The sequence below is a fragment of the Enterococcus sp. FSL R5-0957 genome, assembly GCF_038008005.1.
GTDB classification, from domain to species: domain Bacteria; phylum Bacillota; class Bacilli; order Lactobacillales; family Enterococcaceae; genus Enterococcus_B; species Enterococcus_B faecium.
In genome coordinates this window covers 36411-50993 of sequence record NZ_JBBOYG010000001.1, presented here as the reverse complement: position 1 = coordinate 50993, position 14583 = coordinate 36411, and the positions used below count along the sequence as shown (strand labels likewise).

Here is a 14583-nt window from a genome sequence, read left to right as displayed (position 1 = left end):
CCTTTTTATTCGCTAAAAGATTATTTTGATTTGATATAGTTCTTCCCGTTTGCTTTTGGACCAGAAGCTTTCCCTAAGAAAACAACCAGCACAATGATTGTCAGCAAATATGGAGCAATTTGCAGCAATACTGGCGGAATCGAAGAAATAACTGGTAATTGTGCGCCAATGATACTCAAGCTTTGAGCAAAACCAAAGAACAATGAGGCACCCATTGCCCCTAAAGGATTCCACTTACCAAAGATCATAGCAGCCATGGAGATGAACCCTTGTCCAACGATCGTACCAGCTGAAAAGTTACCGGAAATCGACTGAGCAAAAACAGCACCGCCCATACCGCCTAACAAGCCAGAAATCAGTACGCCTGAATAACGCATAGCATATACATTGATACCTAATGTGTCGGCAGCTTGAGGATTTTCACCAACTGAACGGAGGCGCAAGCCGAATTTCGTCTTGAAGATGATCACCCAAGCTAGGACAGCAATCAAAATAGCACAATAAGCAGGTAAGAATGTATTTTTAAAGAAAATTGGTCCAATGACCGGAATATCTGCTAATCCTGGGAAAGAAAAATACCCCAGATTCTGCGTGATGTTATCAGTTTGACCTTTACCATACCATGCTTTGATCAAGAAAACACCTAAAGCAGGTGCCATCAGATTAATTACTGTCCCGCTGATAATATGATCAGCACGCAAACTGACTGTTGCTACTGCGTGAATCAGAGAAAATAGGATACCTACGACGCCACCCACTAAAACAGCGATCCATGGTGTCATAGAACCAAGTGATGGACTCATCGTCAAGTTGAAAACGATGGAACTAAAAGCACCCATGACCATGATTCCCTCTAGCCCTACGTTTACGATCCCGCTTCGTTCAGAAAAAGTTCCGCCTAGTGACGTTAGAATTAGCGGTGTTGAATAAACCAGTGTAGAAGTAAGGATCAAGGCAATTAATTCGATAGTCGACATTATAGTTCGCCCCCTTCATGGTTTTGATTCGTTGGTTTCGATTCGATTGTCGCAACGATCTCTTCTTGTTTTTTCCCTTGGAAGACTTTAGCCATGACGAAACGAATCAGGAAGTTGATCCCGACAAAGAAGATAATCAAAGCAATCGATACATTGACGATCTCAAACGGAACACCTGCTCCTGTCTGCATGCCAAGTCCACCGATCTTCAAAATACTGAACAAGATCGCTGATAAAAGAATACCGATTGCTGATCCAGAACCAAGCAAGGAGACAGCCATTCCGTCAAATCCAATAGATAGCGAAGTCGTTTGAACAAAGAAGTTTTGATACGTTCCTAATCCTTCAACCACACCGCCAAGCCCTGCCAAAGCGCCAGAAATGACCATCGACAAAACGATCGTACGTTTACTACTCATTCCTGCATACTCAGAAGCAAAAGGATTCAATCCAACAGAACGGATTTCAAATCCTAAAGTCGTTTTCTTCATCAGCAGCCAAACGAAAATAAGCGCGATGATTGCTAAAAATAATCCTGAGTTTACGCGAGAGCCGCCAAAAGCTTGTGTTAACCATGGTAACCGCAGTGAGGCATTTTGACTGATCATATTGGAAGAGTCCAAACTTGAGCGATAGCTTTCAGGCATCACTTCATGTAAAGCAAATGTGCTTACGTATAATAAGATATAGTTCATCATGATTGTTACGATCACTTCACTTGTTCCAAAAAATGCTCGAAGTAAACCTGGAACAGCCGCTGCCATCGCACCAGCTAAGGCACCTAAGATCACGCATAACGGAAGCAAAACAACTTTTGGCAGATCTGGAAACGCAAGTGCCACCCAGACACTGACGATCCACCCGCAAAGTGCTTGTCCAGAAAGCCCAATATTGAAAAACCCAGCTGAGTTAGCTACAGAAAAACCTAATGCTGTAAAAATCAACGGTGTTGCTTGCCTTAACGTTTCACCTATCCCTCTTTGCGAACCAAGGGCTGCATCTAGCATAGAAGAATAACCTTGGATGGGCTGAAAACCAAAAGCAGCCATCAATATCGCGCCTAAGATCAATCCTAAAACAACTGAAAGTACAGGCACTAATAAATTACGGAATTTCTCGCTGCGATCATTCATGTGCGCCAGCCCCCTTTTCTAACTCTTTTCGTGCTTCTTCTAAGGTATAGCCCGCCATCAATAGACCTAATTCATTTTCAGATGTTTCTTTCGGATCAACGATACCGACAATTTTTCCTTCATGGATAACAGCAATACGATCCGAAACATTTAAAATTTCTTCTAATTCGAAACTGATCAGTAACACTGCTTTGTATTTGTCCCTTTGTTCGATCAGACGTTTATGAATAAATTCGATCGCACCTACATCCAGTCCACGAGTTGGATTTGCAACAATCAACAGATCAGGATCTCGGTCGACTTCACGAGCGATAATTGCTTTTTGCTGATTTCCGCCTGATAAAGCTTTTGCGGGAACAAGTTCATTCGTTGTTCGAACATCATATTCTTCGATCAATTCTCTGGCATGTTCATTCATTACTGAATAATTCAGCATGCCGTTTTTACTGTAAGGTTTTTGATGATAGGTTTGTAGTGCGATATTTTCAGATAATGTCATATCTAGGACTAACCCGTATTTATGACGGTCTTCTGGCACGTGTCCTACACCATGTTCAGTGATTTTTCGGGGTTTTTTATTAGTGATGTCTTCCCCTTTTAGCTTGATATGTCCGCTTTCTGCCTTTCGCAAACCAGTCAAAGCTTGGATCAACTCCGACTGCCCGTTTCCATCGATTCCAGCGATACCAAGTACTTCGCCAGCACGAACCTCTAAGTTCAAGTTTTTCACGGCTTCTAATCCACGATTTTCTTTCACCACTAGATTTTCAATAGACAAAACGACTTCTTGAGGCTTCGCTTCTTTTTTCATCGTTTTGAATGAAACCGTTCTTCCAACCATCATATCGGCTAATTGTTGTGAGGTTACGTCTTTAACGTTGACTGTACCGATTCCTTTTCCACGGCGGATAACTGTACAGCGGTCAGCTACTGCTTTGATTTCATCTAACTTATGCGTAATCAAAATGATCGACTTGCCTTCTTTGACTAATTCCTTCATGATCACGATTAATTCATCAATTTCTTGAGGGGTCAATACAGCTGTCGGCTCATCAAAAATCAGTACATCTGCTCCTCGGTAAAGTGTTTTTAAAATTTCTACCCGTTGTTCCATCCCAACTGAAATATCACGAACGTAAGCATCTGGGTTGACTGACAATCCATACTGTTCAGAAACTTTTTGGATCTCTTTTCGTGCTTTTTTATGGTCAAGCATCCCTGCGCGACTAGGCTCGCTTCCCAACACGATGTTTTCTGTTACAGTAAAGGCATCAACAAGCATAAAGTGCTGATGGACCATCCCAATCCCTAATTGGTTGGCTTTGGTCGGACTTGTGATCTTTACTTCTTTCCCACGCATCAAAATTTTCCCTGCTGTCGGCTCTAATAATCCGGAAAGCACGTTCATCAATGTAGATTTGCCAGCACCGTTTTCTCCAAGCAACGCATGAATTTCTCCTGCCTTTACTTGTAAATTGATGTTGTCATTTGCCTTGAATGTTCCAAATTCTTTGGTAATATTCTGCATTTCTATGACAATATTTTCTTGAACCACCTTTTTTTCACATCCTAACGATTTCTATCTAGGGCAACGATTGACTAAGATTCACGCTTAGTGAGCGTTCTTCTTTTGAAACAAACATTACTTCAGGGAGTTGTTCCCTTATCCAAACTGTCACAAGGCAGCTTGGATAAATGAACAATTCTTGTTCTAATCAAACCATAGCCTTGTCAAACATGTGTCTAACAAGGCTATAGGAATGGTTTTAGTTTTCTTCAGGAGTTTCTGGAACTTTTACGTCACCTGAAATGATTTTTTCTTTTGCTTCATCAACTGCTTTTTTCGCTTCGTCAGAAAGTTGTCCTTCTGTTAGACCAACACCGTTTTCTTTCAATCCATAAACAGTGTGTTCGCCGCCAGGGAATTTACCGTCCGCTGATTTTTGTGCCAAATCTTCTACTACTGTTCCAACTGCTTTCAGTGTAGATGTCAATGTGAAGTTTTTCTTTTCGCCGTTTAATGTGTATTCGCCTTCGTCTGATTGGTCGCGGTCAACACCGATAACCCAAACTTTTTTGTCGCCTGATTCGTTCAATGATTTTGCTTCTTGGAATACACCGTTACCTGTACCGCCTGAAGCATGGAAGATGATATCTGCGTTTTGTGCATACATACCTTGAGCAATTGAACGTCCTTTATCTGGAGCAGAGAAGTCACCAGCATATTGATTCAATACTTTGATTTCTTTTCCTAATTCTTTCGCACCTGCATCAACACCGGCTTTGAATCCAGCATCAAAACGATCGATTACTTCACCTTTTACACCGCCGATAAAGCCGACTACGTTTGTTTCAGTCGTATAAGCTGCTGCAACACCTGCAAGATAAGAAGCTTCGTTGTCTTTGAAAGTTGCAGATACAACGTTATCTAATCCATCGATGACATCATCGATAATAACAAAGTTCGTACCTGTATTGTTTGTTGCTTGTTCTTGGATCGCTGGTTTTAGTTTATAACCAATACCAAAAATCGTTTTGAATCCAGCATTCAATGCTTGGTCAATATTTGGGATGTAATCTGATTCATTTGAAGATTGGAAATATTGGAAGCCATCATTTCCTCGTGAAAGTCCTTGATCTTTCCCCCATTTTTCTAGTCCTTCCCAAGCTGACTGGTTGAATGAACGGTCGTCTACACCACCTGTGTCTGTGATCAATGCTGCAGTTGTTGTGTCTGATGAGCTTTTGCCACCGGATGAATCAGTAGAGCCGTTGTTGCCGCATGCACCTAAAAATAACCCTGCTGCTAGTGCGACAGCACCTAAACCAAATAATTTTGCTTTTTTCATTTCTGTAAAGCCTCCTAAAATAATTGTTTTATTTTTCAACAGTCAGCTGACTGAATGAACATGAGTTATAGATCTTTTTCAGTAAATGCATAAGGCAGCAGTTCACGAACGGTCGTTGCCTTCGTCACACCATTGTCTCCTACTAGCGTAACCGGCATATCAGGGGAACAGAATTCTGCCATTACTTGTCGACATGCACCACAAGGAGAGATAGGATCGGGGGTGTGCCCCGCTACGACTAGATGCGTAAATGTTTTTTCTCCTTCAGATACTGCTTTGAAAAAAGCTGTGCGCTCGGCACAATTCGTTAATCCAAATGATGCATTCTCAATGTTGATACCTTGATAAATCTTGCCTGATTCCGTTACGAGACAAGCGCCTACCGGAAAATGGGAATAAGGAACATAGGCGTTATCTAACGCTTCAATAGCTGTGTTGATCCATTCTTGTTTGAGTTCTGCCATGAGCTTCTCCTTTGAAAAAATTAATAGCCTTCACCAGTTGAACCAGATACGATTGCTACTCCTGCGCTTGTTCCGATTCTTGTAGCACCAGCTTCGATCATTGCCATTGCTTCTTCTTCGTTATGGATACCGCCGGAAGCTTTGACACCCATTTCTGGTCCTACAGTTTCACGTATCAAACGGACATCCTCTACCTTTGCTCCGCCTGTTGAGAAACCAGTTGATGTTTTGACAAAATCAGCGCCTGCAGCTTTTGCTATTTCGCAAGCTCGGATGATTTCTTCTCTATCTAATAACGATGTTTCAATAATAACTTTGACAAGCGCACGATCTTTTGCTGCTTCAACAACTGCTTCGATATCTTTTTGGACTTGTTGATCATCCTTTGATTTCAAAGCACCGATATTGATGACCATATCGACTTCATCTGCACCGTTATTGATGGCATCTGTTGTTTCAAATGCTTTTGTCTCGGGTGTGTTTGCTCCTAGAGGAAACCCGATTACTGTACATACGGCTACTGGCTCACCTTGTAATTGTTCTTTCGCTAGCGCAACCCATGCTGGATTGATGCAGACAGAATAAAAATGGTATTTTTTTGCTTCTTCGATAATTTGCATCACAGCTTCTTTAGATGCGTCTGCTTTCAAAATAGTATGGTCGATCATTCGGTTTAGTTCCATTTCTTTTCCCCTTTTCTTTAAAACGGTAAAGTCCGCTTTTTTCCTTTATTCTGTGATGATGTCATGAATCAACGTTGGCTTCATTGCCGATTCACCAATTTCAATATTTTTATATAATAATTCAATGACAGAAGTGATTTCTTCGTCGTTACTATAGATCGTCAATAGTGACTCACCTTTTGTCACGGTGTCACCAATTTTTTTATGCAGTTTCAATCCAACAGCGTGATCAATATCTTCTTCTTTGGTTTTACGCCCAGCACCTAGCATCATTGCAGCAATTCCTAATTCATTTGCCACGATTTTTGACACAACTCCGCTTTGTTTAGCAGGAAGCTCCATTGTGTAGCGTGCAGTCAAAATTCGTTCTGGATGTTCCACGATCGCTGGGTCTCCCCCTTGATTTTGGATCATTTCTTTGAATTTTGCTAACGCTTTACCAGATTCCAGAGCTTCTTGAAGCAACATTCTTGCTTCATCGGTTGTCTTAGCTTTGCCAGCAAGAACAACCATTTGGCTTCCTAAGGCGTAGCACATTTCTACTAGATCTTCTGGACCATTTCCTTGTAATGTTTCGATTGCCTCGACAACTTCTAGACTATTTCCGATGGCTTCGCCAAGAGGTTCTGACATATCTGAGATAACCGCCACTGTTTCTCGGTTAGCCAGTTTCCCAATGCTCGTCATGGTCTTTGCCAGACGTCTTGCATCTTCGATGTTCTTCATGAAAGCACCGTCTCCAGTGGTCACATCCAAAACGATTGCATCTGCTCCTGCCGCGATTTTTTTACTCATAATTGAACTGGCAATCAGCGGGAGAGAATCAACGGTCGCTGTGACGTCACGCAAGGCATACAATTTTTTGTCCGCCGGTGCCAAGTTTCCTGATTGACCAATTACCGCTACTTTACTTTCATTAACAATGCGTACAAATTCTTCATCCGAAAGCTCGATCTGAAATCCGGGAATTGCTTCTAGCTTGTCTAGTGTACCACCTGTGTAACCTAGACCGCGTCCAGACATTTTAGCCACTGTCACTCCAACACTAGCTACTAGGGGGGCTAAAATCAATGTGGTCGTGTCACCAACTCCACCTGTCGAATGCTTATCTACCTTTATTCCTTCAAGAGAACTCAAATCGATGACATCACCAGAATTAGCAATCGCCAATGTTAAGTTCGTGATTTCTTCATTTGTCATGTCTTGATAAAAAATTGCCATCAATAATGCACTGACTTGATAATCTGGAATCTTTCCATTCGTATAGTTTGTGACGATGTACTCGATTTCCTCTTTCGACAGCTCGTTTCCATCCCTCTTTTTTTCAATCAGATCCACCATTCGCATTGCCTGATCCTCCTTGTCTTCATTCGGTATTATACATTATTTTTAGGAAAGGTAAACCACTTTAGTAAACTGGTTTACTAAAAATAAAAAAAGCACTAACTCGCCTTTGTAAATGCTTACATAATCAATATACCGCCGAGTTAGCCCTTTGTCAATACTTTTACGCTCTCACGAATAATTAATTTTGTTTCGAACACTTTGTTCGGAACTTTTCTTTGAGGAAATTCGATCGTATCGATCAGGAAACGTGCAGCATAAAATCCAATATCAAAACTTGGCTGCTGCACTGTCGTCAATTGCGGAATCATGTATTCTGACAGCTTTAATCCATCGAATCCTATGACTGAGATATCTTCTGGGATTTTTTTGCCCAATTCATCGATCGCCTGATAGCATCCAATCGCCATGGCATCATTCCCGCAAAAAATAGCCGTGATATCTTTATGTTTGAGTAATTTTTTTGATGCAGTATATCCACCTTGGACAGTCAACTCTCCATGTTCAACAAATTTCCCATTAAAAGGCAGGCCATGATCTTTCAGCGCATGACGATATCCGTTGAAACGTTCTTCTAATTGATAGTATCCAGTGGTTTCCTTCAGCATGCCGATCTTCGTATGGCCATTTTCAATAAACAGCGAAACAGCTTGATAGGCGCCCTCATATTCCTTTACGATAAGCCGTCCGTTATCCCGACGATTCAATCCGCGATCGATTAAAATGATTGGCATTTTTTGATAAAAACCGCTGTCTAATGCATATTTCTCAGGTAAAATATTTGGTGTGGCCAGCAAGATTCCGTCCACCGAACGATGGGAAAGCTCTTGCAAGTACTTGATCTCATTTTCTTGGCTATGACTAGAATTGCATAACATGATCACATAGCCCAAAGGATTCAAATAGCTCTCTACACCTTCGATCAGTTTGGAGAAGAAGAAATCAGTGACATCAGGAACGATCATCCCGATGGTCTTTGAATGTCGATTGATCACATTTGAAGCGAAATAATCGGGTTTATAATGATGTTCATTCACGATCGACAACACTTTTTTTCTTGTCTTATCACTAAATCTGCTTCCTTTGTTATTCAAAATCTGTGAGACAGTTGTTACTGATACGCCTGCCATTTCTGCGATATCTCTGATGGTCAGCTTCATCCTATTGGCTCCCTTCTATCTAAATTCCCTATCAGTGTACCAAAACCCCCAAGAAAAGAATAGAGAAAAAAGGAAAGTATGTTTTTTGATAAAAATCTCCTTTATCTACCGACTTGGCAGCCTTCTATACAAGTTCTGTATCTTATTTATTTTATCGTAAAAAACATGATTCTGATTCTGCTACTTCTTTTTTAAGAAAAGATAGTTCCTTGATTAAAAAAGTCATCAATAAAAAAAGAACTGATGCGTACCATATATGTAATATGTACGCCCAGTTCCACTCTTTCGTCGCTCCACTATTTTTCAGCTAGTTATTCTTTCACACTTTTGATGATATAATATCCTTTATCTTTTGTGACGATTTCTGCATTGCCAAATGTTTCTTCCATTTTCTTTTGCGCACTCGGCGCTCCTTGTTTCTTCTGGATCACAATTGTCAGTGTACCGCCCTTCTTCAACCGAGGATATGCGCCTGTCAAGATTTCATGTACGACTTTTTTTCCAGCACGGATCGGCGGATTGCTGACGATAGCTGCATAGGTTTCTTCATGAAGTACTTCATAGATATTCGATTGATGGATGTCCACTTGTTCGATTTGGTTACGCTTTGCGTTTCTTTGCGCTAGACTCACTGCTCGCTCATTAATGTCGACCATTTCAACAAACCGCTGTGTCGCAAATGCCAAAGCTAGCCCAATCGGTCCATACCCGCATCCCACATCTAAGATCTTTCCTTCATCAGGTAACTCTTCCCAATCGAAAGCATCAATCAGGACACGCGAACCATAATCCACTGTTTCACGTGAAAATACACCAGAATCTGTTACAAATTGAAAGGTTCTGCCTTTTAACTCAAAAGCCCATTGTTCAAAATCGTGCGCCGTATCTGGGCGTTCAGAATAGTAATGATTTGTCATGTCTTCCATCCTTCTCATTTCTTTCATGACAACAGTCTATCCTTTTATGTATCCGTGCGCAAGTCAAGAATAAGACTCCGTTTCTTTCTATTATAAAGATTATACAAAAAGATCGGCAATCTCTCTTAAGTGGTGGGGTTTGCGTTTATTTTGTGTTAAAATAGTTCCATTGATGGGAGAACGCAGGAGGCTAATATGAATGATCCAATGAACTACTACCGTGTGGCAAGAGAAGAATGGCGAGAATTTTATCGTGATGGGCAAGCACCTTTGACACAAGATGAACTAGATAATATCAAAAGTTTGAATGACCGCATTTCCATGCAGGATGTTCGAGATATCTATGTACCTCTTGCTCATCTGATTTATCTTTATATGAAAGAATTTGAATCTTTGTTCTTGAGTAAAGGTTTATTTCTTCATAAATACGTAGAAGTACCGCCTTTTATTATCGGGATCGCCGGAAGTGTAGCCGTTGGAAAAAGTACAACAGCCAGACTGCTGCAGACGATTTTGTCTCGTACCTTCAAACGAAGAAACGTTCAGCTGATCACGACTGACGGATTTCTTTATCCAAATCGTATATTAAAAGAGCGTGGAATCATGGACCGTAAAGGATTTCCTGAAAGTTATGATATGGAGATGCTGATCGACTTCTTGAATCGTGTAAAATCTGGTCAGGAAGAGATAAAAGTACCTGTTTATTCACATGATGTATATGATATCATTCCAGATAAGTACGAGCTGATCCAGCAACCTGATATCTTGATCGTTGAGGGGATCAATACGCTTCAATTACCTGCGAATCAGCAAATCTACGTCAGCGACTTTTTTGATTTTTCTGTCTATGTCGATGCCGATCCCGTGCTGATCGAAAAATGGTATTTGGATCGTTTTGGCGCGTTACTGGATACGGCTTTCCAAAATCCAGAGAATTATTATTATCGTTTTGCTATCGGAGATCGTGAAGAAGCCTTTAAAATGGCAAAAGATGTATGGAAAAATGTGAATTTGAAAAATTTACAGGAATATATCTTGCCTACACGAGGAAGAGCCGATATAATTCTCCATAAAACTGAAAATCATATTATCGATTCGATTTTCATGCGAAAATATTAGCATTTTAAAATAGTTTGACTATTTTGAGATAAAATTTAAAGGGATAGGGGTAATAAATTTGACAAACGTTGCCGATATGACGAACGTTGAAAAGATTATCGTATTAGACTACGGTAGTCAGTATAACCAATTGATCACAAGACGTATTCGTGATCTTGGAGTCTTTTCCGAATTATTGAGCCACCGCATTACTGCAGAAGAAGTAAAAGTGATGAATCCAAAGGGAATCATTCTTTCTGGCGGACCAAACAGTGTATATGATGAGAATGCATTTGGGATCGATCCTGAGATCTTCAATTTAGGTATTCCTGTATTAGGGATTTGCTATGGTATGCAATTGATCACATACAAACTTGGCGGTTCCGTAGAGCCTGCTAAAAACCGCGAATATGGGAAAGCCTTGTTAGAAGTAACAAGCGATCAAGCTGTCTTGTTTAAAGAAACACCAAAACAACAAACAGTATGGATGAGCCATGGTGACTTGGTAACTAAAGTTCCTGAAGGCTTTGAAACAGTCGGAACAAGCAAAGATTGTCCGATTGCTTCTATCCAAGACACAACACGTAATTTTTATGGTATCCAATTCCATGCAGAAGTACGTCATTCCGAATACGGAATCGAATTGTTGCGCCACTTTGCCTTTGATGTTTGCCACTGTGAAGGTAACTGGACAATGGATAACTTTATTGATATGCAAGTAGAAAAAATCCGTGAACAAGTTGGTGACAAAAAAGTCTTGCTTGGTCTCTCAGGCGGCGTTGATTCTAGTGTCGTTGGGGTTCTTTTACAAAAAGCGATTGGTGACCAATTGACATCTATCTTCGTTGACCATGGTCTGCTACGCAAAGGCGAAGCGGAACAAGTAATGGAAAGTCTAGGCGGAAAATTCGGCTTGAACATCATCAAAGTCGATGCAAGAGATCGCTTCTTAGACAAGTTGAAAGGTGTATCTGACCCAGAACAAAAACGTAAAATCATTGGGAATGAATTCGTATATGTTTTTGATGACGAAGCAACAAAACTTGCTGGTGAAGAAGGCGTCTCTTTCTTAGCACAAGGAACGTTGTATACTGACGTTATCGAATCTGGTACAGAAACAGCACAAACGATCAAATCTCACCATAATGTAGGTGGACTGCCAGAAGATATGCAATTTGAATTGATCGAACCATTAAACACACTATTCAAAGACGAAGTCCGTGAATTAGGTACTCAATTAGGCATGCCTGATTCAATCGTTTGGCGTCAGCCATTCCCTGGCCCTGGTCTTGGTATTCGTGTTCTTGGCGAAATCACTGAAGACAAGCTAGAAATCGTACGCGAATCTGATGCTATCTTGCGCGAAGAAATCGCAGCTGCTGGACTTGACTGCGATATCTGGCAATATTTCACTGTTCTTCCAGGAATCCGCTCTGTCGGTGTTATGGGTGACGGACGTACTTACGACTACACAGTCGGTATCCGTGCGGTGACTTCAATCGACGGAATGACAGCTGACTTTGCCCGTATTCCATGGGAAGTCTTGCAAAAAATCTCTGTACGTATCGTAAACGAAGTAGCCCATGTCAACCGCATCGTGTATGACATCACTTCTAAACCACCAGCAACAGTGGAGTGGGAATAAACAAAAATAATTGAAAATAGCCGAAAAACGTTTTTTAACAACGTTTTTCGGCTATTTTTTTATTAAGTTTCCTTCTTCTTACCTTTTTCCACTATTTCGTTTCACATCTTTGATGATTTTCAACGCACGTTTTCGTGTTTTGATATTTGGGCTTTTCAAACGGCGATATGCACTTGAGATATCTGTTTTTTCCATATAGACGACCCACTTTCTTCTTTGATTATAGTCATGTTCAAAATACAAATCGAAATAATTACGATTTGTATTTTGAATGGTATCAAATGTTAAAAAGAAAGTCAACCTGCTAAAACGAGGCTATGGCAAAAGTCGTGTCACAATCACTTTTTCCGAATGAATAGTGTTCCAAAAGGTGCTTCTTCGGAAATAAGTTTTATTATTACATATGATCTACCAATTATTCTTCCCACATTCACATCTTACCGTTTCCGATTGTCTTAAACAATTCAGCTACTTCTTTTTGCGAACAGTCGTAAAAACAAAAAATTTTTTGTAACATCTCGTAACTGGGACGCGATAGACCTGTTTCCCATTTGGAAAGTGTTTGTCTTGTGATACCTAATTGTCGTGCAACGAAATCTTGTGTATAACTTCAGTCTTTTCTTTTTTTTGTCAGCCATCGAGCAAATACCATCCAAGCATCCTCCTCGTTGTTAAACCGCATCCATTTCCCTCAATATCAACTATATTAGAAACATTTGTAATTGAAAAGAGTCTATAACGATTGGGATCTTAAAAAAGAAATGGTGTATCCTAGTTCTTTGTTTCTCTTTCTCTTGTAAACAGTTCTGAAATCTCTTTAGCTGAGCATCCATACAAACAAATCAATTTATAGAGCATCTCATAACTTGGATATGACCGGCCATTTTCCCAATTGGACAAACCTTGTCTTGTAATATGTAACTGAAGTGACACCCATTTTTGAGTATACCCTTTTTCCCTTCTCTTCTCACGCAACCACTGATGGATCTCCATCCCTCGCTCCTTTCATTTAAGTATTCTCTCCCATATTAACTATAACGGAAAATTTAGGAATTGAATATATGGCGCAATGATTTGTGTCTTACATTTGATTGCTAGTTAGAATACACTGTAATTGTTGAAATATAAAAAAATAAAAGGAGTGTTAGAGAATGAAAAAATCGGTAATAGGTGGAATAATATGGGAATGTTTTTTTAGAATATGACCGTTAATAAGGAGATGTCATGAAATATAAATACCTATTTCTTAGCTTGGGGTTCCTTTTATTGTTAGGGATATCGGGATGTACTGATGCAAGAAAAGAACTGACAGGTGATTATGATTATTATCTCTATTTTTCGAATACAATGGACAAGTTTGTAACATCTGGCAGATTCGTTGGTATTGGAAAGAAGGATCAAGTGATTTTAAAAACAGAAGGACTGGAACTAGGCACTTTCGTACAACATGATCAAAAAGTCTTTTTATCTGATCGAACGCATGACTTTGTTTATACACCTCATTCAGGAAAAATCGAAAAGGAAAAGCGCCAAACAAAAGAACATACAGGAATAGACAGCGTCATATTGGACGGGAAGCTGGTTACTTTGTTCAATCATGGCTATCCAGATACCGATGACATCCTTTATCAAAACAATCTTTATTTTAATAATGACTATACGATTATCAACGGGCATATTTTTTCGACTGGAAACGATGAGCAGTCTCTCTATATTTTACGTGACGAAGAAATAGGAAAATTATTTGTTGATAGACTCTATCTTTCTGAAGATACGCTTATCAGTGAGAACCTTGGTTCGTTCCCCAATATAGAAGGGAGTGAATATCTGATAGGTTATCGGCTAAATGTTCATGAAAACCACTTATACGGAGTGGCTTTTGATTTTGCTAATAATCGGCGAGCTGGATTATTTAGCTATTCGTTGAAAGATTCATCGTATACATTTAAAGAAACAGACCGAGAAATAATACTGGAAGATATAGGATTCAGTTTTTCAAAAGGAAGTTTTATTTATAAAGATCAGCTTGTTTACTTTTCAAGTAACGGCACGATCTACTTTATTGATCTTGAGACTGCAGAAACTACTAAAAAACTCCCGACAAACATGGATCTTAGTGGTGTATTTATTGTCTCCGTGATTGATGATGAACACGTAGCGATTGCTACCCATGATCATGATAATAATCTAATCATCTGGGAACTCGACCTAAGTAGCTTGTCTCTTACGGAAAAGCGACGTGTAGAACCTTCACTATGGAGAAAGCAAGAATATCTGTACGACTTTCAAGTAAAGCGATGATTATCTCAAAAA

The 14583-nt window shown here is 40.0% G+C and carries 15 protein-coding genes; 3 read left to right on the top strand and 12 right to left on the bottom strand.

Features of this window, described 5'->3' with window-relative positions; all coding sequences use genetic code 11:
- Nucleotides 1-20: 20 nt before the first annotated feature.
- The 9 genes from MKX69_RS00230 to MKX69_RS00190 form a co-directional block, all read right to left on the bottom strand.
- Nucleotides 21-977: an ABC transporter permease gene (locus tag MKX69_RS00230; protein WP_202764927.1), complete on the bottom strand. Its 957-nt coding sequence runs from the start codon at nt 975-977 to the stop codon at nt 21-23.
- On the bottom strand, nt 977-2110 hold the full coding sequence (locus tag MKX69_RS00225) for an ABC transporter permease (RefSeq protein WP_002289201.1): 1134 nt from the start codon (nt 2108-2110) through the stop codon (nt 977-979). The genes MKX69_RS00230 and MKX69_RS00225 overlap by 1 nt, the downstream gene beginning before the upstream one ends.
- Complete coding sequence (locus tag MKX69_RS00220; RefSeq protein WP_202764926.1) at nt 2103-3665, bottom strand: ABC transporter ATP-binding protein; 1563 nt, start codon at nt 3663-3665, stop codon at nt 2103-2105. The genes MKX69_RS00225 and MKX69_RS00220 overlap by 8 nt, the downstream gene beginning before the upstream one ends.
- Nucleotides 3666-3876: 211 nt before the next feature.
- Nucleotides 3877-4959, bottom strand: coding sequence for a BMP family lipoprotein (locus tag MKX69_RS00215; RefSeq protein ID WP_202764925.1), 1083 nt, complete (start codon nt 4957-4959; stop codon nt 3877-3879).
- Nucleotides 4960-5024: 65 nt separating this feature from the next.
- The gene (locus MKX69_RS00210; RefSeq protein WP_202764924.1) at nt 5025-5423 is read right to left on the bottom strand and encodes a cytidine deaminase; all 399 of its coding nucleotides are present in this window, start codon (nt 5421-5423) and stop codon (nt 5025-5027) included.
- Nucleotides 5424-5443: 20 nt separating this feature from the next.
- Nucleotides 5444-6106, bottom strand: a complete 663-nt coding sequence (deoC, locus tag MKX69_RS00205) for a deoxyribose-phosphate aldolase (protein ID WP_104876498.1) — start codon at nt 6104-6106, stop codon at nt 5444-5446.
- 45 nt (nt 6107-6151) lie between these two features.
- Nucleotides 6152-7453: a pyrimidine-nucleoside phosphorylase gene (locus MKX69_RS00200; protein WP_002298573.1), complete on the bottom strand. Its 1302-nt coding sequence runs from the start codon at nt 7451-7453 to the stop codon at nt 6152-6154.
- Between the two features lie 140 nt (nt 7454-7593).
- Nucleotides 7594-8610 carry a LacI family DNA-binding transcriptional regulator gene (locus tag MKX69_RS00195; protein ID WP_202764923.1) on the bottom strand — a complete coding sequence of 339 codons (1017 nt, stop codon included), beginning with the start codon at nt 8608-8610 and terminating at the stop codon, nt 7594-7596.
- Between the two features lie 311 nt (nt 8611-8921).
- Nucleotides 8922-9527, bottom strand: a complete 606-nt coding sequence (locus MKX69_RS00190) for a class I SAM-dependent methyltransferase (protein ID WP_202764958.1) — start codon at nt 9525-9527, stop codon at nt 8922-8924.
- A gap of 195 nt (nt 9528-9722) precedes the next feature.
- Between MKX69_RS00190 and coaA the strand changes: the two genes are divergently transcribed.
- Both coaA and guaA read left to right on the top strand, forming a co-directional pair.
- Entirely contained in the window at nt 9723-10646 is a 924-nt protein-coding gene (gene coaA / locus MKX69_RS00185; protein ID WP_202764922.1) for a type I pantothenate kinase, read from the top strand.
- 58 nt (nt 10647-10704) lie between these two features.
- Nucleotides 10705-12270, top strand: coding sequence for a glutamine-hydrolyzing GMP synthase (gene guaA / locus MKX69_RS00180; RefSeq protein ID WP_202764921.1), 1566 nt, complete (start codon nt 10705-10707; stop codon nt 12268-12270).
- A 78-nt stretch (nt 12271-12348) separates the two neighbouring features.
- Here the strand turns inward: guaA and MKX69_RS00175 are convergent, their stop codons facing one another.
- The 3 genes from MKX69_RS00175 to MKX69_RS00165 all read right to left on the bottom strand — a co-directional run bounded on the left by MKX69_RS00175 (nt 12349) and on the right by MKX69_RS00165 (nt 13263).
- Complete coding sequence (locus tag MKX69_RS00175) at nt 12349-12465, bottom strand: putative metal homeostasis protein (RefSeq protein ID WP_002288644.1); 117 nt, start codon at nt 12463-12465, stop codon at nt 12349-12351.
- A 235-nt stretch (nt 12466-12700) separates the two neighbouring features.
- A complete protein-coding gene (locus MKX69_RS00170) occupies nt 12701-12844 on the bottom strand; it encodes a helix-turn-helix domain-containing protein (RefSeq protein WP_258082460.1) in 144 nt (47 codons plus the stop codon).
- A 197-nt stretch (nt 12845-13041) separates the two neighbouring features.
- Nucleotides 13042-13263, bottom strand: coding sequence for a helix-turn-helix domain-containing protein (locus MKX69_RS00165; protein ID WP_002309857.1), 222 nt, complete (start codon nt 13261-13263; stop codon nt 13042-13044).
- A 231-nt stretch (nt 13264-13494) separates the two neighbouring features.
- On the opposite strand from MKX69_RS00165, the gene MKX69_RS00160 reads away from it, so the two are divergent.
- Nucleotides 13495-14571 (top strand): hypothetical protein, encoded by a 1077-nt coding sequence (locus MKX69_RS00160; RefSeq protein ID WP_002315490.1) that lies wholly within the window; start codon nt 13495-13497, stop codon nt 14569-14571.
- Nucleotides 14572-14583: the final 12 nt, after the last annotated feature.

Bases quoted from the DNA above. Each gene is read 5' to 3' on its own strand.
- coaA (WP_202764922.1), top strand. From the start codon at position 9,723: ATGAATGATCCAATGAACTACTACCGTGTGGCAAGAGAAGAATGGCGA.
- MKX69_RS00215 (WP_202764925.1), bottom strand. From the start codon at position 4,959: ATGAAAAAAGCAAAATTATTTGGTTTAGGTGCTGTCGCACTAGCAGCA.
- MKX69_RS00175 (WP_002288644.1), bottom strand. From the start codon at position 12,465: ATGGAAAAAACAGATATCTCAAGTGCATATCGCCGTTTGAAAAGCCCA.
- deoC (WP_104876498.1), bottom strand. From the start codon at position 6,106: ATGGAACTAAACCGAATGATCGACCATACTATTTTGAAAGCAGACGCA.
- MKX69_RS00160 (WP_002315490.1), top strand. From the start codon at position 13,495: ATGAAATATAAATACCTATTTCTTAGCTTGGGGTTCCTTTTATTGTTA.
- MKX69_RS00195 (WP_202764923.1), bottom strand. From the start codon at position 8,610: ATGAAGCTGACCATCAGAGATATCGCAGAAATGGCAGGCGTATCAGTA.
- MKX69_RS00165 (WP_002309857.1), bottom strand. From the start codon at position 13,263: ATGGAGATCCATCAGTGGTTGCGTGAGAAGAGAAGGGAAAAAGGGTAT.
- MKX69_RS00230 (WP_202764927.1), bottom strand. From the start codon at position 977: ATGTCGACTATCGAATTAATTGCCTTGATCCTTACTTCTACACTGGTT.
- MKX69_RS00210 (WP_202764924.1), bottom strand. From the start codon at position 5,423: ATGGCAGAACTCAAACAAGAATGGATCAACACAGCTATTGAAGCGTTA.
- MKX69_RS00225 (WP_002289201.1), bottom strand. From the start codon at position 2,110: ATGAATGATCGCAGCGAGAAATTCCGTAATTTATTAGTGCCTGTACTT.
- MKX69_RS00190 (WP_202764958.1), bottom strand. From the start codon at position 9,527: ATGACAAATCATTACTATTCTGAACGCCCAGATACGGCGCACGATTTT.
- MKX69_RS00200 (WP_002298573.1), bottom strand. From the start codon at position 7,453: ATGCGAATGGTGGATCTGATTGAAAAAAAGAGGGATGGAAACGAGCTG.